The sequence below is a fragment of the Thalassospira sp. TSL5-1 genome (genome assembly GCF_001907695.1).
GTDB lineage: Bacteria > Pseudomonadota > Alphaproteobacteria > Rhodospirillales > Thalassospiraceae > Thalassospira.
The window spans coordinates 220270-240371 of record NZ_KV880638.1 but is presented as its reverse complement, the minus strand read 5'-3'; the positions used below and the strand labels follow the sequence as shown (position 1 = coordinate 240371).

Below are 20102 nucleotides of genomic sequence, written 5' to 3'. Positions count from 1 at the left end.
GTATCACCGAGCCCCTGCAAAGACAAAAAGTGTGGAGCACATATCTTCTCAAATTACCCAAACGGCAATGTAAGACACAAATCAAAGGCTACCTGATTATCCGCCACGACGATCCTCAGATATCTAAAAATCACGAATACGCTTCAAGGCAGACGCGATGTCTGCACGATTATCCAGATCAAACAGTCCCTGCTGCAGGTTCATTTCCACCTGTTTACAGTACCCTTTTTTATCTTGTTGCGAGTTGACCTTAGCTTTCAAGGCCTGCATCGCCATCTGATCAATTTGAATTTTTTCATCTTTTGATAAACCGCCAGTCGCTTTGATTACAGCGATAATCTTGCGCAAATCCCTGTCATGCCGTCGGCTCCAGGATGCTGCCTCTTCAATCATTTCCGGCGAAGCTTCTACATATTTAGTGCAATAAGCCGCTATGCCGGGCACCCAGACAGAAGCGCCCATCAACTGCATTGCATCATTACGGATTTCCACCTGATCGCCGGATCGAACAGCAGACATTATTGTCGCAAAAACCATGATGACCATGAAAACACCCGTCGCCCATAGCAAACTTCTGCCAAAACGGTGGTTCCGTTTTCTGATGCGGGCCCAGCCCTCTTTGATTGCAGCGACCATCAGGCCAACCAGCCAGGGTGCAAGGCCATAACCGACGGCAGGCGGCCACTGCCTGGAAGGGATCATGCCCAGATACGTGGTTTTTGCCTCATAGACCATCAATGTAACGGAACAAATAGCTAAAATAAGGACCCAAACCCGACTCTTGCGCACAACATCGCTCCCAAAAAACATCACTTACAATCTTAAATACATGCTGTGAGTTTTCTAAGAAGAAATATTCAATCAAAAAGAGAATTTGGGATTGAAGTCAGACAGAATGGCAATTTCACCAAGCTTATCATGAAGGGTATTGTTTGAATTCCCTTATCAAAGCCGTTCACGTTAAAACGAACTGAAAATTGGACCCGAAACAACAATACCCCAGCACATCAGAAGATGTACTGGGGTATGGTGCCCAGGAGAAGACTCGAACTTCCACGACCTTGCGGCCACTGGCACCTGAAGCCAGCGCGTCTACCAATTCCGCCACCTGGGCTTAGGGGCTAGTTGGTTGCTCCGAACTTGTCGTCCGGAACGGGGCGGAATATACGCGCTGACAAACAAGTGTCAACAAACTTTTTCAAAGTTTTTGCGCTTCTTTTTGCAGTTTTCTGACAGGCCTGAAAAAATGACGCAAATCCGCCATTTCGGCCCCTGCCCCTGTTAAACCACGGGCTCAAAAAGATAGCCGAGAACAGCATTCAGGCGATTGCGTCCCTGCTGGGTGGCCTGCAAACCGCGTTCATCACACACCAAATCGCCCGAGGCAATCAGGGTTTCCAGCCGTTCCGAATCAAGCAGATCGCGCGGCCCCGCCCCGCCAATGCGGTCAAACCGGGCCAGGGGAATCGGTTCATTCAGGCGCAAGCCCATCATCACCATTTCGATCAGGCGTTCGTCAGCATCCAAAGACACTTCTTCCTGCGTGCCGTGGCCCAGCTTTTCCACCCGGTCCAGCCAGATTTCCGGCGCCCGGTGACGGCGTACCGCCATGGGCGTGATGTGGCCGTCACCGCCCACCACGGCCTCGCGGCCATGTGCGCCGGGGCCAATGCCCAGATAATCGCCATAACGCCAGTAAACCAGGTTATGGCGGCTTTCCTGCCCTGGCCGGGCATGGTTGGAGACTTCATAACAATGGTAACCGGCCCGTTCGGTTTCTTCCTGGGTGATGTCATAAAGTTCGGCGGCCAAATCTTCGCCCGGCACCTTCAATTCACCACGTTGATGCAGGGTGTAAAACCGTGTGCCCGGTTCGATGGTTAACTGATAAAGCGAGATATGCCCGCGGGCAATATCGAGCCCCTCGCGCAATTCACGGCGCCAGGCCTGCGGGTCGTGATCGGGGCGAGCATAAATCAGATCAAAGGAAAACCGGTCAAACACACTGGCGGCAACATCAAGGGCACGCCGGGCCTCGGTCGCGTTATGAACGCGGCCCAAAAATTCCAGATCACGATCATTGAGCGCCTGAATGCCCAGCGACACCCGATTGATGCCATTGGCGGCAAAGGCGGAAAAGCGATCAATCTCGACCGTGCCGGGATTGGCCTCCAGCGTGATTTCCACATCATCGGCCATGCGCCAATGGCTGCGGATATCAGCAATCAGCGCCCCCGCCGTTTCCGGATCCATCAGGGACGGTGTTCCCCCGCCAAAAAACACTGACCCCACCACCCGGTCGGGGTGGCGGGCCGCGCCTGCGGCCAGTTCCGCCCGCAGGGCCGCCCGCCAGCGATGATGATCCACATGGTTGGCAACATGGCTGTTGAAATCGCAATAAGGGCATTTCGACAGGCAAAACGGCCAGTGAATGTAAATGCCAAAGGGGACGGTTTCGGGCGTCATTTACGGGAATGTTCTTTCAAATTTGCGCAAAACCCGATCTTCCGATGCGGGCGAAAAAGTTCAGGCACCGACGATATCAACCGACGGTGCCCAAAACCGGAAATTTCAGGGGAAACCCAAAAAATCCTTATGCGAAACAGGCCTTTACCAAAAGGTCAAACGCCCGGGCACGATGGCTGATTTCATGTTTTTTGGCCGGTGTCATTTCACCAAAAGTTTGCTCATAACCACGCGGCTGAAACATCGGGTCATAGCCAAAGCCATATTTACCCCGTTTGGGCCAGACCAGATCACCTTCAATCCGGCCTTCAAAATTTTCAACATGGTCATCGGGCCAGGCCAGCGACAGGGCACAAACAAATTCCGCCCGCCGGTCGGGGTGGTTGCCCACCGCCTTGTTGACCTTTTCCATTGCCATATCAAAATCGCGGTCCGGCCCGGCCCAGCGGGCGGAATAAATGCCCGGTGCCCCATCGAGCGCCGAAACCGCCATGCCCGAATCATCGGCCAGGGCCGGAAGATTGGCCGCACGCGCCGCGGCAAGCGCCTTTAACTGCGCATTGCCAATAAAGGAATTTTCGGTTTCTTCGGGTTCCGGCAGGCCAAGATCCCCGGCCGAGACAACCTCGATCCCGAAGGGAGCCAAAAGTTCGGCAATTTCGACGATCTTGCCTTTGTTATGACTGGCGATCACCAGTTTCTTTTCGGTAAAGCGACGTACCATTTTTTTTGCCTGTTTTCTCGCCTGTGGCTTTGTCAGTGACAATCAAGGTCAATCAATAACCGAAATCCCGGCCTTACAAGCCAAGGGCCTGGCGCTGCTTGGCAAACAGCTCGTCACAGCCCTTGCGCGCCAGTTCCAGCATCTGATCGAACGCAGCGCGTTCAAACGGCACATCTTCGGCAGTGGCCTGAATTTCAACCAGGCCACCATTGCCAGCCAGAACAAAGTTGGCATCGGCCCCGGCATTGCTGTCTTCGGCGTAATCCAGGTCAAGAACCGGGGTATCGTTGTAAATACCGCACGAAATGGCCGCCACGGCCTGGGTCAGCGGAATTTCCTTGATCAGGCCCAGGCGACGTACCCCCTGAAAGGCCAGATGGGCAGCAACATAGGCACCGGTAATGGAGGCCGTGCGCGTGCCGCCATCGGCCTGAATGACATCACAATCCAGGCGCATCTGCATTTCGCCCATCGCCTTAAGGTCGGTCACGGCACGAATGGAGCGCCCGATCAGGCGCTGAATTTCCTGGGTGCGGCCAGACTGCCCCCCCCGCGTGGCTTCACGCTGCATGCGCGAATCGGTGGCACGCGGCAGCATGCCATATTCCGCCGTGATCCAGCCCTTGCCCGAATTGCGCATCCAGCCCGGAACCTTGTCTTCGACCGTGGCAGTACACAGAACATGGGTATCGCCAAATTTAATCAGGCAGGAGCCTTCGGCATATTTGCTGACACCGGTTTCAATGGTGACATCGCGAAGCTGATCAAGGGAACGACCGGAAGGACGCATAAAGGAAACCTCGTAAGAAAATGAATAAATCGGCTGGCATCAGGCCTGGCCAGATCGAGAATGGCCTCAAGCTAATGCTCCGCCCCACAAAGGTCCAGCCTTTTCCCCGGTTTCTTGCCGGTTTGATCAGACTGAAACACCCCGCCAGTCCCGAAAAGACAAATTGTTATCGCCAGCGTATTTTGAGCCTGCAATTGACGGCACGCCGGGGGCTGTCTAAATTCTCAGGATCGCACAAAACCGTATATGACAAGGTTTTAGATCTAAGATGACACTTTTGGACAACACAATGCTGGGCGATCTGAACGAACGGTCCCGCGAGGTGTTCCGTCAGATCGTTGATGCCTATGTCGAAACCGGTGAACCCATCGGATCACGCACCATTGCCCGGCGTCTGTCGGAAAAGCTTTCGGCAGCAACCGTGCGCAATGTCATGGCCGACCTGGAAGACCAGGGGCTTTTGGTCGCCCCGCATATTTCGGCTGGTCGCCTGCCCAGCGAAAAGGGATTGCGGCTTTTTGTCAACGCGCTGATGGAAGTGGGCGACCTGCCCAATGCCGAACGCGACCAGTTGACAAAAAACTGCGAACGGGCGGGATATTCGCTTGATGAAATGCTGGGCGAAGCCACCAGCATGCTTTCCGGCCTGTCGCGTTGTGCCGGGCTGGTTGTGGCACCCAAAACCGACGGGCTGCGCCTGAAACAAATCGAATTCGTGCCACTTTCGCCAGGCAAAGTGCTGGCTGTACTGGTGGCGCAAAATGGCAGTGTGGAAAACCGCATCGTTGATGTGCCCACCAATATGCCGACCTCGGCATTGACAGAGGCGGCGAATTATCTAAATACGCAGCTAGCTGGAAAAACACTTGATGATGCACGCCTTCTGGTCGCGCGCGAACGCGAACGTATCCAGACGGAACTTGACGTTCTTTCCGCCAGCCTGATTGATGCAGGTATTGCAACCTGGGCGGGCGGAGTAAAAGATTCGTCACTGATCATCAAGGGTCAATCGCAGCTATTGGAGAATATTGCCACGATCGAGCAGCTTGAAACCGTCCGGCGGCTGTTTAACGTTTTGGAGGCGCGTGATCAGATGATCGAGCTTTTGGACGTGACATCGGAAGCGGAAGGGGTTCAGATTTTTATCGGAACCGAAAACAAGCTGTTTGGTGGATCGGGGTTGTCGATGGTGATATCGCCCTATCAGAACGCCGAAGGAAGCATTGTCGGTGCAATCGGGGTTGTCGGACCGACGCGGATCAATTATGCCCGCATAATTCCGCTGGTCGACTATACCGCCAAGCTGGTCGGGCGACTGATTGGTTAATTTTATGTGGCGCTGCGTGTCAGGCCACACAACAAATGAAGGTAGTCCAACAATGACGGAAACCGCAAAAAACACCACCGAAGAAGAAATGCAGGACGCCTCCCCGGCCGAACAGGTTGCCGCCGAGGAAGCCGCACAGGAAGACGTGGCACAGGATCAGGCTGAAGGCGCAAGCACGCCAGATGATGTTATTGCCGCCCTGCAGGCCGAGAATGCCGAACTGAAAGACCGCCTGCTGCGCACCGCAGCCGAAGCGGAAAATATCCGTCGCCGGGCCAAAAAGGATGTCGAGGATTCGGCCAATTACGCCATTACCAAATTCGCCCGCGATCTGCTTGATGTTGGCGATAACCTGCGCCGCGCCCTTGAGGCCGCTGGCGATGGTTCGCAGCAGAATGACGCGATGAAAACGCTGATCGAAGGCGTTGAAATGACCGAACGCACGCTTTTGAAATCGTTCGAGCAAAACGGCATCGAAAAGCTTGAGCCGCTGGGCGAAAAACTGGACCCCAACAAACACCAGGCCGTGTTTGAAATGCCCAGTGCTGAACATCCCGACGGCCATGTCGCCCAGGTGATGCAGGCCGGTTACGTCCTTAAGGGTCGCCTATTGCGCCCGGCAATGGTCGGTGTTGCCAAGGGTGGCAACACGACCCCGGATGCAAAAGACGAACCGGGCAGCAATGTCGATACCTCGGCCTGATCATCCGATATCGCCGATAGAAAATAAGCAAAATGGCTCCGTGCACATCCGCCCGGGGCCATTTTTATGGCGATTCGCATTGTTTCTCGTACCGGTTAAATCCTGTAAACTGCCACCAGACAGACCAAGCCAGATGATTTTCCGGGGCAAAGATGACGATTTCCAAGGCATTAACCGATATATTGCGCGATGAAGCCGCACCGATTGTTATTTTAACCGGGGCTGGCATTTCGCGTGAAAGCGGCTTGCACACCTTTCGCGACCCGGATGGCATTTGGGCGAAATATGACATTTCCGAAGTGGCCACCCCCGAAGCCTTCATCACCAACCCCGACCTGGTTCAGTCGTTTTACAATGACCGGCGCAAAATTTTGCATGATGCGGCTGTCATTCCCAATGCCGCCCATCTGGCTCTGGCCCGCCTGGAACAGGAATGGCCCGGGGATGTGTTGCTGGTAACGCAAAATATCGATGACCTGCATGGCCGGGCGGGCAGCAAGAACCTGATTCACATGCACGGCGAATTGCTGAAAATACGCTGCAATCACTGCGAGGCGATTTCACCCTGGCAGGATGATTTAGGTACAACCGACACCTGCCCGGCCTGCGGCAAAACCGGCGGGCTGCGGCCCCATGTGGTGTGGTTTGGCGAAATGCCGCTGGAAATGGGGCGGATTTATCAGGCCCTGGAAAATTGCGGGCTGTTTGTTTCCATCGGCACATCGGGCAATGTTTATCCGGCGGCAGGGTTTGTGGAAATTGCCCATCATCACGCCCAGGCCGAAACCATCGAGATCAATCTGGAACCCAGTGACGGGGCCAGCCTGTTTGATCATGCGATTTATGGTCCGGCCACCCAAACCGTACCCGCTTTTGTTGATCAATTACTGGGCAGCGGGGCAAACAGGTCGTAAAAGGCCTGTTCCCCGGTCGGGGTAAAATCAATCACGCGCGACTCGTTTGATTTTCTGGCCCAGCCAAGATCAAACATCCGCTGCAACAACCCTGCCCCCAAGGCACCTGCCAAATGCGACCGCCGCATACTCCAGTCCAGGCACTCCCGGCACAGGGGGCGGCGCAATTGACGCATCTGTGCCAAATCCAGGCCAAAATCTCCGATAAAGGCCGCGCCCTGTTCGCTGATACGCATCTCGCCCATATCGTCAAAAACGATAAACTGCCGCTGTTGTAAATTCTCGAACAGGGCAACGCCCATTTCACCTGCCAGATGGTCATAACAAATGCGGGCCTTGCGCAGGGCGGGGTCACGCGGGCCGGTGCGCACCCGGTTATGCCCGGTACGCTGGGCAATCCCCATCAGATTTTCCAGAAGTTCGACAATATCGGGATTATCAAGGGTGAAATAACGATGCCGCCCCTGCTTGCGGGCGGCAACAATCCCGCCTTCATGCAATTTTGCCAGATGGGAACTAGCCGTCTGGGCCGTAACACCGGCTTCAAGGGCCAGCTCGGTTGCGGTTAAGGCACGACCAGACATCAGCGCGGTCAACATATTGGCCCGTGCCGGATCACCAATCAAAGCTGCCACACGGGCAATATCCGGTCCTTCTTTCATAGTTCGATCTTAATCGAAACATTCACGCCAAACAATCGCGATAATGGGCGCATCACCGGGTTCAAACCCCAACCCCGCAGCAAAACTTGGAACATAGAGAATCATGATGCTAACCTGTTTTATTCGCTATGAAATCGATCCCTATAAAAAAGATGCGTTTACCGAATATGCTCTCAACTGGGGCCAGGCGATTCCGCGCTGTGGGGCGGATTTGATCGGTTATTTTGCCCCGCAAGAAGGCACAACCACCACCGCCTATGGGGTTTATACCCTGCCCAGCCTTGCAGCCTATGAAGCTTATCGCGCCCGCCTGATGGCTGACCCGTTAGGCCAGGAAAACTACCGATTCGCGCAAAAGGAACAGTTTATTCGCCGCGAGGAACGGCAGTTTTACACGCTGGCGTCAGGCCCGCATGCGCAAAGGATCGAACCATGATTACGGTAATTTTCGAGGCCCTGCCCCAGCCCGAACATAAATCCGACTATTTCGACATTGCAGGCACGCTGCGCCCTTTGCTCGATGAAATTGACGGTTTTATCTCGATCGAACGATTTGAGAGCATCACCACACCTGGCAAGATCCTGTCGCTTTCCTTTTGGCGGGATGAAGAAGCGGTGAAAGCCTGGCGCACCCTTGAAGAACATCGCGCCGCACAGTCACAGGGGCGAGCCCGCATTTTCAGGGATTACCGCCTGCGGGTGGCCGATGTGTTGCGCGACTATGGCATGACCAGCCGAGGCGATGTGCCCAAGGATTCTCAAGCCCGTCACGACGCCTGAAAACCTAAAAAAACCCGGACCCCATATCGGGTCCGGGCAAAAGACAGCTTAATCAGCAACTTGAAAAATCTTATGTGCGGACCTCGGCGGGTTCGTCCGATGTCACTGGCGCGGCAAGGTTTTCGTCTTCGCCCTCAGCCAGATCCGGTGACGGGGCCGGTTTGGACGTGCCTTTGAAATCCAGCATCATGACAGCAAAAAGCACCACCCCCGCACCAACAAAAACAATCGGCATCGGCAGCACATCAAAAAAGACCAGGTCCATTGCTACCGAAAATGGCAACGCCATATAGGCTGCTGGCGAAATGACACTGGCATCCGCCACACGCACCGCGCGCAGCACCAAATAATTGGTCAGCATGGCAAAAAACCCGGCACCACCAGAAAAGAGCCAGTCCGACAGTGCGGCAGGCTGCCACAGCATGATACCAACCGGTACCCAGATAACCACGGCCACAATTTGCGGCCAGAACAGCATGGAAAAATTGGTTTCTGTCCGGGTCAGCACCTTGGCCAACATGGTTTGTGCGGAAAAACAAAACGCCCCGACCAGCGCGGCTGCAACACCCAATGGCACGCCAAAACCATCCATTTTCGGCACACACATGATCCAGACGCCACCAAGACCCAGCAGGGTTGCGCCCAGTTTGCGGGCCGTCAGCCTTTCCCCCAGGAACACCACGGAGAGCAAAACCGTCAGCAATGCCTCGATGAACAGATAGGCGTTTACCTCGCTGATGCTCATTTGCCGCAGGGCAAAAAAGATGCAAAACAGCGAGCTGTACCAGATGACGCCACGCAGCAAATGACCATAGGGACGACGGGTGCGAATTTGATCCACACCGACAAATTTGAGCACTGCAAGAAAAATCACCACCGTGATGATGGCGCGCATGGCAAGAATTTGGGCTGTCGGCACGTCAGTCGACACCATTTTGGCACAGACATCAACAAAAACGCCCGAGGCCATCGCCCCGGTCATCCAGAGAACACCGCGCAAATTTCCGCTCAGGCGCATCGGCGTCCTGTCCATCGCTATTCTTCCCGTTTTGGATGTAAAAGGATTAGGGTTCAGAACGATTAATATCAGCACGGATCTGATTGATCAGCATGCCCATATTAACAGGTCTGAACCCTAAAGAGGGAGTTTCCAAAGCCTGGATCAGTCCAATACTGCGGGTGGCGCAAGGAGACAATTGGGCCTGGAAACCCTCTCGTTCATTATCTTGCCCGGAACCATTCAAAAAAACGAATGAAGAGTTTTCAGCGACCGATGAGAAAATTTTGTACGAAATAAAAGACCTGTGCTGATAAACAGGATCGTCCTGCAATACATATTAGCGGATTTACTGGAATGCGTCGCAAATTGCCACCCTTACGCGCCCTTGTCGCCTTTGAAGCCACTGCCCGGCATCAAAGCGTCAAAGATGCTGCCGAGGAACTGAACGTCACCCAAAGTGCGATCAGCCATCAGTTGCGCCAACTTGAGGAAAGCCTGGGTGTGGTATTGTTCATGCGCAAGGGACGGGGCCTGTCGCTGACCAAATCGGCATGCCAGCTTTTGCCCCGCCTGACCGCTGCCCTGGATGATATTTCCGGCATTACCGGGGAAATCGGCCCCGACAAGGGCGGCGCCATTCGCATTGGCGCCCTGGCAACCCCGGCGCTCAGCATTCTGATCGAGGAACTCGATAGCCTGCGTGCCGTCATTCCCGAAGATATTCCCGTACAATTTCGCAAGATCGAGTTTGATGACGATCTTGACCCACTTGAAATTGACTTGGCCCTGCAAATCGCCCCCAGGGACCTGTCTGGCCCGGAAGGCTGGACGATGGAACTGTTAACGCCGGAAATCTATCACGCGCTGGTTGCCCCGCAATGGCTGGAACACCGTGGATTTGACCGGACCAGTGTTGACGTCACCAAGCTGGAACCCCGCGATATTCTGCTCATTGACAGTGACAGCGAACAGTTTGCCCAAATCACGTCCTGGTTTGAAAATACCCGCTTTTCCCTGTCGGACTGCTGGACCTTCAGCCACCATATCTGGGCACTGGAGGCCGCACGCGAAGGACATGGCATTGTTGCCAGCACCGATGTGATCTCGCGCAAATATGTTGATCGCGGAGAACTGGTCATGCTGAATTTTCCTGATTTCATGTCCAGCTGGTGGTATCGGCTTCTCATTCGCCCCTCGCGTGAACGCGACCCGGCCGTCATGGCCGCAGCAGACTGGATTCGCCAATTGATTGGTCGTGAAGTGTACGAAAATACCGATCTGTAACCATCTGGCTATTGCCCCGACTTCCCCACCTATGTACAACTTTCAATCACATTATTGTTAAGGGGCAATAATGAGGGATGTGATCTTGTATCGGGGGAAAGATGTCGAAATCCAGTCTCGTTTCGGTGATTGTCGCCACTTACAACTGGCCGACAGCGCTTGCAATGGTGTTGAAATCATTGCTGGATCAAAAAGACCGGCATTTTGAAATCATTGTCGCGGATGACGGGTCCAAAGATGAAACCCGCGACCTCATCGCCCGTTTTGCCAATCAAAGTGACATTCCGATCCGGCATTTTTGGCAGGAAGACAGGGGATTTCGCCTGTCCGAGGTCAGAAATGGCGCGCTTAAGCTCGCACGGGGAGACCTGACGATCTTTATTGATGGCGATTGCTGTGTCATGCCCGATTTTATCGCCAAACACCGGGCGGCAGCGACCCCGGGCTGTTTTGTCACCGGCAAGCGCGTCTTTTTAAAGCGCCGCTTTACCGAATTCGTCATGCGCAACCAGCCCGCGTTCCATAAATGGCCACGGGCTGCTTTATTTGGACTTGGCATTACCGGGCAATGCAATCGGCCGTTCCAGTTTATGCCCCTGCCGCAATCACACAAAAGCATGTGGCAATATGAAACATCGTGGAAAAAGGCCCAGGCCTGTAATCTGGCCGTTTTCCGCGAAGACATTGATAAAGTTGCCGGTTTTGACGAAGCCTATCAAAGCCACGGCCTGGAGGATTCTGACTTTATCCTCCGTTTGATCCGGGCAGGTATTCGGCGCAAAAACCTGGAATACAGCTCGCCTGTTTTGCATCTTTTCCATGCTCGCAAAATAGCCCAGCGCCATTCCGGTGCCAGCGATAACGGCTTGCTCTTTCGCACCCTGGAAGCTGAAAAACAACGCTTTCATCCTGTACAAAGCATGTTTTTACCGCCGGAAGCAGCGGAATAACGCCACCGCGACCAAGGGTGAACAAGCAGGTTCTTGGAACATTGCGCATTTCGCGATAAAAGGGCGGCATCATTTTTGTCGCCTCAATCAAGGTGCCAAATGAATCCCATAACCACGCCCGGCAACGGGTGATCTGAAGCATATGCGAAAGGGTGTTACCCGATGGACCTCAGCAAGATTGCGGTTGGTAAAGACGTTCCCTGGGACGTTAACGTTGTCATTGAAATCCCGCAGGGCGGGCCGATCAAATACGAAGTCGACAAGGATTCAGGGGCGCTGTTCGTGGACCGTTTCCTGCATACCTCGATGTATTATCCGGTCAATTACGGCTTCATTCCCAACACCCTTGGCGAAGATGGCGACCCGGTCGACGCAATGGTCATGTTCCGCGAGCCGGTGGTTGCCGGTTCTGTCATTCGGGCCCGTCCGATTGGCGTGCTGATGATGGAAGACGAAGCGGGCATGGACGAAAAACTGATCTGCGTGCCGCACGAAAAGGTCGATCCTTACTACAAAGACATCAAATCGCACGAAGACCTGCCGGAAATCCTGCGCGACCAGATCCAGCATTTCTTCGAGCGTTACAAAGACCTTGAAAAAGGCAAATGGGTCAAAGTAACCGGCTGGAAAGGTTCTGAAACCGCCGCCGAATTGATCGAAGCCGCAATCAAACGTTTTGCGAAATAAACCTTAATGGTTTTGCTGTCATCACGATAACAGCAATATTCAGACCGATATGATACAACGCCCTGCAACGTTGCGGGGCGTTGTCATTTTCATACCCCGTCATTGCCATGCCAAATTCCCGTCATTTAATGGCAGCGATCAACACCGCATCCCAAAAAACAGAATACAACCAGGGAATTTTACCATCATGGCCGACCAGAAAAGCGCGAAGTCCGGCACTGCAGCGCCACGGATCACGGTTGATGAAACCGGTAAACTGACCTTTATGGGAAAAAAATACCGCGCCGCAATTGGCAAGGCGGGCATGACCCCCCATAAAAGCGAAGGCGACGGGGCCAGCCCGATTGGCGAATGGAAGCTGCGTTACGTGATGTATCGGGCGGACAGGGTCCCGGCCCCCAAAACCGGCCTGCCCACCCACATTATTACGCCCGAGGACGGCTGGTGCGACGCTCCGTCAAACAGCCATTATAACCGCCCGGTGCGCCTGCCCTTTGACGCCAGCCACGAGAAGCTTTGGCGCGACGACCCTGTATATGACGTGATTATCACCCTGGACCATAATGACAGCCCAGCCGTGACAGGACAGGGATCGGCCATTTTCATCCATATTGCACGCCCCAACTACGAAGGCACAGAAGGCTGCATTGCCCTTGCCCGCAATGATCTTTATGAGATTCTGGCAGGCTGCGACACGGCAACACGACTTTGTATCAAGGCCGGGAAATCAGATCAGGCCTAACATATCCTTGCGGCCAAACCGCCAAGACCCTAGTTTGATCATCGTACATTCATCAGACCGGAACAGGACATGATCGAAGACGATTACCTATACAACAAAGGCGGCATCAAGGGTTTTGGTGCAAAATTGCGCGGCTTTTTCACAAGCGGCCGTTTCTGGCTTCGCGCATTTGCCGTGATTGTTGTTCTCGCGCTGATTTATTATCCGGTCGGCATGATCATCGTGCAAAATATCGACGATAATACCGATTTTACCGGGAATTATCAGGGGGGCAGCCATGCCGTTGCCACCGCTGCAGCCCTGATTGACCGCGAGGTTAACCAGCATGACTGGACGGCAAATGACCCGTTCTTTATGCCCGGTGCCGCGCTAGACAATATGCCGAATTACCAAACCGGCATTATTTACGCCCTGTCGCGATTCGCCATCGAAATGTCCGACCAGATTGGCCGGGCACGCGGATCCAGCCAGGTTGACAGTGATCTTGATAACGCTGCCGGTGCGTTAAAATTCCGTGGTGACAAATGGGTCTTTGATCCCAGCATCTCGCTTCTGCCCGGTGTATCGTCCGAACAGCAATACCGCCAGGCCATTTCTGCCCTGTTGCGCTATAACGAACGGCTGGCCGCCGGCAATGCGGTTTTTGAACGCCGTGCGGACAATTTACAGGAAACCCTGGGACGCATTGCCAATGATCTGGGGTCGGCATCGGCCCTGATTGACAACAAGGTGGCCCACCCGTCGATTTTCGATACCACGGCAGATGACGTATTTTACGCCACCAAGGGCAGGCTTTACACCTATAGCCTGATCCTGCGGGACCTTGGCACCGATTTCGAGAATATCCTCAATGAACGCCAGGTCAGCCAGATCTGGGCGGAAATGGTTGCATCCTTGCAGTCGGCCGCAAAACTGGACCCGCTGGTGGTAATTAACGGATCGGCCGATGGTATCATTCTGCCCAACCATCTTGCCGGTCTGGGTTTTTACCTTCTGCGGGCCCGCACCCAGATGAATGAAATCATCAGTATCCTGCAACGCTAGGCGCAATATGGTATTTTGATGAATACCCGAGTTGCATAGTCGGACTTGATCTTTTTGAAAAATTGGCCCATTTAGAGACCAAAGCGAAAGACATGAGGGCTGCCGCCCGGAGCCATACGTGCGGCGCCACAGAAAAAGGACTTGGTGACAATGTTCATACAAACCGAACCAACCCCGAATCCCGCCACCCTTAAATTTCTTCCGGGTGAAGAAGTTATGGGCCGCCAGGGAACGGCCAATTTCACCAGCAACGATGAACATGTGAAATCGCCGCTGGCGCGCAAGCTGTTTGAAGTTGACGGTATTACCGGTGTCTTTCTTGGGGGTGACTTTATCACCATCACCAAGGAAGAGGGCCGTGACTGGCAAACCTTAAAGCCGCAAATCCTTGGCGGGATCATGGAGCATTACACCTCCGGCCAGCCTGTTCTCGATCAGGGCAGCGATGCCACCAAGGCAACCAGTTCCGCCTCTGAAGGGGATGACGAACTGGTCAGCCAGATCAAGGAACTGCTTGATACCCGTGTACGCCCGGCCGTCGCCCAGGATGGCGGTGACATCGTTTTCCACAAATTTGAAGATGGTGTTGTCTATCTGGAAATGCACGGCGCCTGCTCTGGCTGCCCCAGCAGCACCGCAACCCTGAAAATGGGTATCGAAAACATGCTGCGCTATTATGTGCCCGAAGTGCAGGCCGTTGAACCGGTAATGGCGGAATACTGATTGGTGGCAAAATGCCACCTCATGCTATGACCACGATCTTTTCATAATCGCGCCGGAATCATCCGCTATCGGTTTTCCAACGGATAAACCGGCTGGCAGGATCTCGGCGCGATTTACGGCATTGTACGCTTGAATGCCCTTTCCACATGATGTATTGCCGTACATCACAATTGCACACCACATAAAGTATGGTTGTGCCATAAATACCGGATCCTGCGGCAGTTATACGGGTTTGGAAAAGGCCATTCCGCCCCGACAAGAATGGGTGGAAACAACCACCATTAACCGATTCGTAACTTTTTAAAGCCCCGTCGCGATCTTTCGGGTTCGTGATGCGTTTGTGCCATTGTGCGGAACGCAAGCATTAGCGGGGGTTTGACCGTGCGTTGTTTTTTTTCCGATTGCACCGCTTTCCCGGGCCGGTCATAGGTAATTGGGCGCGGATAACTAACAGGTTCAATGATCCTGGAGAGAGATGAATGAGTAGCGCAAACCAGACGACATTTACAAAAGTCGCACTTGCGTCGTTAATCGGCGCAGTAGGCTTGCAATATGCGCTGATGTTTGGCGACTTTGATATTGCCCCGAAACCGGCTGGCATGGTGATTGATGCCTCGGTCGTTGTGCCGGTAAAGCCGGAAAAACCGAAGGTTAAAAAGCTTTATCAGCGGGACCCGGAAGTGGTCGCGCTTGATCAGTATTTCAAAAGCATCGACTATAAACTGGGTAATTCTGATGCCATTCCCCGTGTTTATATCAAGCGTGTCCCCAAAGGCCTGCGCGATTTAAGCTCGGTTGCGGAACGCAAACAGATTTTCCTGCGCATCATTTTGCCGCTTGCCCTGCGGGTCAACGAAGAAATTACCGCCCGGCGTGACCGGTTGCTGTCCATTCAAAGCAACGAATATGCCGGTGTGCCAGCAACACCGACCCAGCAAAAATGGGTCGAAAAAATGATGAAACGCTACCGCGTCGAAAGCGGCGGTATTTCGGCCCTGCTTGAACGCATTGATATTATCCCGCCCTCGCTGATTCTGGCGCAGTCGGCAGAAGAAAGCGGCTGGGGAACCTCGCGTTTTGTCCGCAAGGGCAATGCCCTGTTTGGCCAGTGGGCCTATAACGAGGAAGAAGGCATTGTCCCCGAAGATCGCGAAGAGGGTAAAACCCATGTGATCAAGGCGTTTGACACCCTGATGGATTCCGTGCGGGCCTATGCGCGAAACATCAATTCCCACCCGGCATACAAGTCCCTGCGTGAAGAACGCGCCCGTCTGCGTGCCGAAGGCGACAGCATCACGGGCTGGGAACTGGCCAATACGCTGCTGAAATATTCCGAACGGGGCGAAGATTATGTCGAATCCCTGCATGCCATCATGCGGGCCAATAATCTTGATGACCTCGATGGCATGAAGTTTGCCGCCGAGGATGTACCGCCGCCACCAAACCTTCTGGCATCGTTGCAGGATTAAACCGGCAAATCAGATGACGAAAAAAGGGGTGCCCTTGTTTGGACACCCCTTTTTTTTTTATCGTCCGGCTTAAAGACGCTAAGGTCGATAAATCCAGCCTTTTTCCGATTTTACCAGCCGAATTTCATTGCTGATCCCACGTCGATCGCCAACAGTAAAGCCACCTTCCTTCAGGGCCAGCATTTTCATTTTGAAAACATCCACCGCATCGCGGGCGGCCTCACCCGCTGCGTCAAGGTTTCCGGCCTGTGCGCCCTGCTCCATCACATCATCGGCGAACTCGGCAATGCTGCGGTCAAAAACCATGTCATAGCTGACCATCACCGTCACTACACCGTCGCCTTCGGGCACGCTGTTGGTTTTATGCACATTCTCCACATGGGCGACACGGGCATAGGGATCGTTGCGAAAACGCTCGATCACGGCTGTGGTAATTTCATCCGCACTGGGTTCAGCGCTGACCTCGTCATTGCAGGCCGATAAAACCGGCACGATCAGCAAAAAAGCAAAAATAGCGACAAGGCGCTGCATCAGGTTCGATCCTTCTTTCGTCGATCCGTGGTCAATTTACGCCACATTATAAAACAGATATGGCGGAAATCGGGTCTCCCGTTTCCGCCATATCCTATCAGATGATGTTTTTACCGCCCAAAGGACAAAACCGCCAAAGTGAACGGCATCATAACCCGGTCAACAAGAAACCGGGAAAGGCATGCTTAACCGTGTTCCGCCTCATGCGCGGCAAGGGCTGCCAGATTGACCAGGTCGTTCACGGTTGCCCCCATTTGCGTAATCTGGGCCGGTTTGGCCAAGCCAATCATGACCGGGCCAATCACTGTGCCACCGCCCAGTTTGCCCAAAAGCTTGGATGCCGTGGTTGCGGCATGAAGGGCCGGCATCACCAGCACATTGGCCGGGCCAGAGAGGCGGCAGAACGGGTACAGCTTCAGAAGTTCGGTATCAAGCGCGACATCGACACTCATATCGCCATCAAACTCGAAATCGACATCCGAATTTTCCAAGATCGAGACCGCCTCGCGAATACGGTCGGTATCCTCGGTCCAGGGATTGCCAAAGGTCGAATGCGAAATCATGGCGACACGTGGTTCATGCCCCAATTGACGAGCCTTCTTTGCCGCCTGAATGGCAATTTCGGCCAATTGTTCGGCATCGGGCACATCATGCACGCGGGTATCGGCGATAAACACCGTGCGACCCTTGGCAATGGCAATCGACAGCCCCATCGGAATTTCGCCATCCTTGGCATCGATCACGGAACTGATATCGGTAAAGCTGCGGTTAAAGTTCCGCGTCAAGCCGGTAATCATGCCATCCGCCTGGCCCATTGCCACCATCGTGGCAGCAAACACATTGCGTTTCTGATTTACCATGCGCTGGCAATCCCGCCACAAATAACCTTTGCGCTGCAAACGTTCATACAGGAACTCGGCATATTTGCGGTTGTCATGGGACAGGGCGGCATTGGTAATTTCCACCCCTTCCAGGCTTTCAATACCCAGCTGCTTTGCCGTGTGCAAAATACGGTCTTCACGGCCCACCAGAATGGGCGTGCCATAGCCCGAATTGCGGAAGGCCGCAGCCGCGCGGATCACGGTTTCTTCTTCGCCTTCGGCAAAGGCGATGCGTTTGGGGTGGGCACGGACATAATCGGAAATCAGTTGCAAATGGGCCGCTGTCGGGTCCAAACGGCTGCGCAACTGGTTTTCATATTCGCCCATATCAAAAATCGGTTTGCGGGCAACACCACTATCCATTGCCGCCTGGGCCACCGCCTTGGGCACCGCAATAATCAGGCGCGGGTCAAACGGCGCGGGAATGATATATTCCGGGCCATATTGCAGCCGACGGCCGGAATAGGCCGCTGCGACCTCGTCAGGCACGTCTTCACGCGCAAGTGCCGCCACCGCATGGGCGGCCGCGATTTTCATTTCTTCATTGATGGTCGATGCCTGAACATCCAGCGCGCCCCGGAAGATATAGGGGAAGCCCAGCACGTTGTTGATCTGGTTCGGATAATCCGACCGGCCGGTGGCACAAATTGCATCATCGCGAATTTCGGCGACTTCCTCGGGGGAAATTTCAGGGTCCGGGTTGGCCATTGCAAAAATGATTGGCCGTTTGGCCATGCTTTTGACCATCGCGGGGGTAATCGCCCCTTTGACCGACAGGCCAAAAACCGCATCTGCCCCCTTCATGGCATCTTCCAGGGTGCGGGCATCGGTATCGGCGGCATGGGCCGATTTCCACTGATTCATGCCATCTTCGCGGCCCTTATAGATAACGCCACGAGAATCGCACATGATGACATTATCAGGCGTCACACCCATGCTTTTCACCAGGGCGGCAACGGCAATGGCAGCAGCCCCTGCCCCATTCACCACCAGTTTAATGTCGGCCAGGTCACGCCCCGTTAAATCACAGGCGTTAATCAGGCCCGAAGCAGCGATAATTGCGGTGCCATGCTGGTCATCATGGAAAACCGGAATATCCATCACCTCGCGCAGGCGGCTTTCAATGATAAAGCATTCCGGTGCCTTGATGTCTTCAAGGTTGATGCCGCCAAAGGTCGCGCCCAGAAAACGAACGCAATTGACGAATTCGTCAACATCCTCGGTGGAAACTTCAAGATCAAGGCCGTCAACATCGGCAAAACGTTTGAACAGAACCGCCTTGCCTTCCATCACCGGCTTGGAGGCCAGCGCGCCCAAATTCCCCAGGCCCAAAACGGCAGTCCCGTTGGAAATAACCGCCACCATGTTACCCTTGGAGGTGTAATCATAGGCAGTGGCCGGGTTTTTCGCGATTTCAAGACAGGGAACTGCCACACCCGGCGAATAGGCCAGGGAAAGATCGCGCTGGGTGGTCAGCGGCTTGGAGGCGGTAATTTCGATTTTTCCGGGGCGGCCGCTGGAATGGAACAGCAGTGCTTCGCGGTCACGAACCTTAATTTCTTTTTCTTCCATATGTCTTCACTGACGCTTGCATGGTGGGTGAGAAAAGCGGTGAACCCAAAGACAGGTTGTGGGACTGCCAAGGGGAACCCCGTAATAAATCAGGGTTCCGCACGCCGGTCAAAGGACCAGTTGATGAAAATTGCAATTTTTCCTGCATTTTCCGTATGTTGCATCGCAACATCATCACATCGGAACAGAGGATTTCAATTACACCAATAAAAAAAGGCACCCGGCGCGCAAGCAGGGTGCCTTTGAGGCAATCCGTTAACAGCCCATAATCAGGCATCATCTGCCGGTTTGACCGGCTCATGAATATGAACATTATGCGCGTTATTCAGCGCAAAAATCTCACGGGCTTTGGCTTCTTTGGTCGGGTCTGCCGGGTCAAGGCGCACCCAAAGGGCCGCCGAACCATCCTTGATCGCCTTTGCGAAATCTTCGGTATGGGGGGTGGATGTGACCTTATCGATAAAATCGGTCAGGGCCATTGTGCCAACCCCGGCCCCAATCGCGAGCGCAAGCGCCGCCGTTGCCGCCCCGCCAAACAGGGCAATCGCCCCCGATGCCACCAAGGGGACTTCGTATTTGACTTCGCCAAACATCGCGGTCAGCACGTCGCTCCAGGACTGGCCTTCCTTGCCGGCAACATCGATGCTTTCATGGGTGCTAAGCGCGGAAAGATCCGTATGGGAAAAACCCGCCGCCGTAAGCGCCTTTACTGCCGCATCAAAAGATTCTTTGGTATCAAACAAGCCGACCAGTTCCGGAACCTGGGCTGTGATGTGTTCTTCAGTCATTGTTTTTTCTCCTCGGTCACTGGTCCGATAACATTCAACAAAAGTATTTTATCATATATTGCAAA

Annotated in this window: 22 protein-coding genes and 1 tRNA gene; 12 read left to right on the top strand and 11 right to left on the bottom strand. The window is 54.0% G+C overall.

Annotated features, from left to right (window positions below; genetic code table 11):
• Positions 1 to 123 precede the first annotated feature (123 nt).
• From LF95_RS10645 to rph, 5 genes are all read right to left on the bottom strand, one after another.
• Positions 124 to 810, bottom strand: a complete 687-nt coding sequence (locus LF95_RS10645; protein WP_073955139.1) for a hypothetical protein — start codon at positions 808 to 810, stop codon at positions 124 to 126.
• Positions 811 to 1027: 217 nt separating this feature from the next.
• Positions 1028 to 1114, bottom strand: a tRNA-Leu gene (locus LF95_RS10640).
• Positions 1115 to 1281: 167 nt separating this feature from the next.
• Positions 1282 to 2466, bottom strand: a complete 1185-nt coding sequence (gene hemW / locus LF95_RS10635; protein ID WP_073955138.1) for a radical SAM family heme chaperone HemW — start codon at positions 2464 to 2466, stop codon at positions 1282 to 1284.
• Between the two features lie 127 nt (positions 2467 to 2593).
• Positions 2594 to 3190, bottom strand: coding sequence for an RdgB/HAM1 family non-canonical purine NTP pyrophosphatase (gene rdgB, locus LF95_RS10630; RefSeq protein WP_073955137.1), 597 nt, complete (start codon positions 3188 to 3190; stop codon positions 2594 to 2596).
• A gap of 73 nt (positions 3191 to 3263) precedes the next feature.
• A complete protein-coding gene (gene rph, locus LF95_RS10625; protein WP_073955136.1) occupies positions 3264 to 3980 on the bottom strand; it encodes a ribonuclease PH in 717 nt (238 codons plus the stop codon).
• A gap of 268 nt (positions 3981 to 4248) precedes the next feature.
• On the opposite strand from rph, the gene hrcA reads away from it, so the two are divergent.
• From hrcA to cobB, 3 genes are all read left to right on the top strand, one after another.
• Entirely contained in the window at positions 4249 to 5307 is a 1059-nt protein-coding gene (gene hrcA, locus LF95_RS10615; RefSeq protein ID WP_143182010.1) for a heat-inducible transcriptional repressor HrcA, read from the top strand.
• A 52-nt stretch (positions 5308 to 5359) separates the two neighbouring features.
• The gene (gene grpE, locus LF95_RS10610) at positions 5360 to 6010 is read left to right on the top strand and encodes a nucleotide exchange factor GrpE (protein ID WP_073955134.1); all 651 of its coding nucleotides are present in this window, start codon (positions 5360 to 5362) and stop codon (positions 6008 to 6010) included.
• Positions 6011 to 6162: 152 nt separating this feature from the next.
• Positions 6163 to 6924 carry a Sir2 family NAD+-dependent deacetylase gene (cobB, locus tag LF95_RS10605; RefSeq protein ID WP_073955133.1) on the top strand — a complete coding sequence of 254 codons (762 nt, stop codon included), beginning with the start codon at positions 6163 to 6165 and terminating at the stop codon, positions 6922 to 6924.
• Here cobB and LF95_RS10600 read toward each other — a convergent pair.
• Positions 6891 to 7586 (bottom strand): ArsR/SmtB family transcription factor, encoded by a 696-nt coding sequence (locus tag LF95_RS10600; RefSeq protein WP_073955132.1) that lies wholly within the window; start codon positions 7584 to 7586, stop codon positions 6891 to 6893. The genes cobB and LF95_RS10600 overlap by 34 nt on opposite strands.
• A 103-nt stretch (positions 7587 to 7689) precedes the next feature.
• Here LF95_RS10600 and LF95_RS10595 point away from each other — a divergent pair, with 103 nt between their 5' ends.
• Both LF95_RS10595 and LF95_RS10590 read left to right on the top strand, forming a co-directional pair.
• Positions 7690 to 8022 (top strand): NIPSNAP family protein, encoded by a 333-nt coding sequence (locus LF95_RS10595; RefSeq protein ID WP_252509732.1) that lies wholly within the window; start codon positions 7690 to 7692, stop codon positions 8020 to 8022.
• The gene (locus LF95_RS10590) at positions 8019 to 8366 is read left to right on the top strand and encodes an antibiotic biosynthesis monooxygenase family protein (RefSeq protein ID WP_073955131.1); all 348 of its coding nucleotides are present in this window, start codon (positions 8019 to 8021) and stop codon (positions 8364 to 8366) included. Before LF95_RS10595 ends, LF95_RS10590 begins: the two co-directional genes overlap by 4 nt.
• A gap of 70 nt (positions 8367 to 8436) precedes the next feature.
• On the opposite strand, the gene LF95_RS10585 is transcribed toward LF95_RS10590, so the two are convergent.
• Positions 8437 to 9399 (bottom strand): DMT family transporter, encoded by a 963-nt coding sequence (locus LF95_RS10585; protein WP_083607630.1) that lies wholly within the window; start codon positions 9397 to 9399, stop codon positions 8437 to 8439.
• Between the two features lie 321 nt (positions 9400 to 9720).
• Here LF95_RS10585 and LF95_RS10580 point away from each other — a divergent pair, with 321 nt between their 5' ends.
• The 7 genes from LF95_RS10580 (at position 9721) to LF95_RS10550 (ending at position 16265) form a co-directional block, all read left to right on the top strand.
• Entirely contained in the window at positions 9721 to 10650 is a 930-nt protein-coding gene (locus tag LF95_RS10580) for a LysR family transcriptional regulator (RefSeq protein ID WP_073955130.1), read from the top strand.
• Positions 10651 to 10751: 101 nt separating this feature from the next.
• Complete coding sequence (locus LF95_RS10575; protein ID WP_073955129.1) at positions 10752 to 11600, top strand: glycosyltransferase; 849 nt, start codon at positions 10752 to 10754, stop codon at positions 11598 to 11600.
• 162 nt (positions 11601 to 11762) lie between these two features.
• The gene (ppa, locus tag LF95_RS10570; RefSeq protein ID WP_073955128.1) at positions 11763 to 12287 is read left to right on the top strand and encodes an inorganic diphosphatase; all 525 of its coding nucleotides are present in this window, start codon (positions 11763 to 11765) and stop codon (positions 12285 to 12287) included.
• 187 nt (positions 12288 to 12474) lie between these two features.
• A complete protein-coding gene (locus LF95_RS10565) occupies positions 12475 to 13029 on the top strand; it encodes a L,D-transpeptidase family protein (protein WP_073955127.1) in 555 nt (184 codons plus the stop codon).
• A 69-nt stretch (positions 13030 to 13098) separates the two neighbouring features.
• Positions 13099 to 14073 (top strand): DUF2333 family protein, encoded by a 975-nt coding sequence (locus LF95_RS10560; protein WP_073955126.1) that lies wholly within the window; start codon positions 13099 to 13101, stop codon positions 14071 to 14073.
• A gap of 150 nt (positions 14074 to 14223) precedes the next feature.
• Positions 14224 to 14796 carry a NifU family protein gene (locus LF95_RS10555; RefSeq protein WP_073955125.1) on the top strand — a complete coding sequence of 191 codons (573 nt, stop codon included), beginning with the start codon at positions 14224 to 14226 and terminating at the stop codon, positions 14794 to 14796.
• A gap of 479 nt (positions 14797 to 15275) precedes the next feature.
• Positions 15276 to 16265 carry a glucosaminidase domain-containing protein gene (locus LF95_RS10550; RefSeq protein WP_073955124.1) on the top strand — a complete coding sequence of 330 codons (990 nt, stop codon included), beginning with the start codon at positions 15276 to 15278 and terminating at the stop codon, positions 16263 to 16265.
• A 78-nt stretch (positions 16266 to 16343) separates the two neighbouring features.
• Here LF95_RS10550 and LF95_RS10545 read toward each other — a convergent pair whose 3' ends face one another.
• From LF95_RS10545 to LF95_RS10535, 4 genes are all read right to left on the bottom strand, one after another.
• A complete protein-coding gene (locus LF95_RS10545) occupies positions 16344 to 16796 on the bottom strand; it encodes a hypothetical protein (RefSeq protein ID WP_073955123.1) in 453 nt (150 codons plus the stop codon).
• Between the two features lie 185 nt (positions 16797 to 16981).
• Positions 16982 to 19249, bottom strand: coding sequence for an NADP-dependent malic enzyme (locus LF95_RS10540; protein ID WP_073955122.1), 2268 nt, complete (start codon positions 19247 to 19249; stop codon positions 16982 to 16984).
• On the bottom strand, positions 19230 to 19529 hold the full coding sequence (locus LF95_RS22780) for a hypothetical protein (RefSeq protein WP_143182009.1): 300 nt from the start codon (positions 19527 to 19529) through the stop codon (positions 19230 to 19232). The genes LF95_RS10540 and LF95_RS22780 overlap by 20 nt, the downstream gene beginning before the upstream one ends.
• Positions 19519 to 20037: a hypothetical protein gene (locus LF95_RS10535; RefSeq protein WP_073955121.1), complete on the bottom strand. Its 519-nt coding sequence runs from the start codon at positions 20035 to 20037 to the stop codon at positions 19519 to 19521. Before LF95_RS10535 ends, LF95_RS22780 begins: the two co-directional genes overlap by 11 nt.
• Between the last annotated feature and the right edge of the window lie 65 nt (positions 20038 to 20102).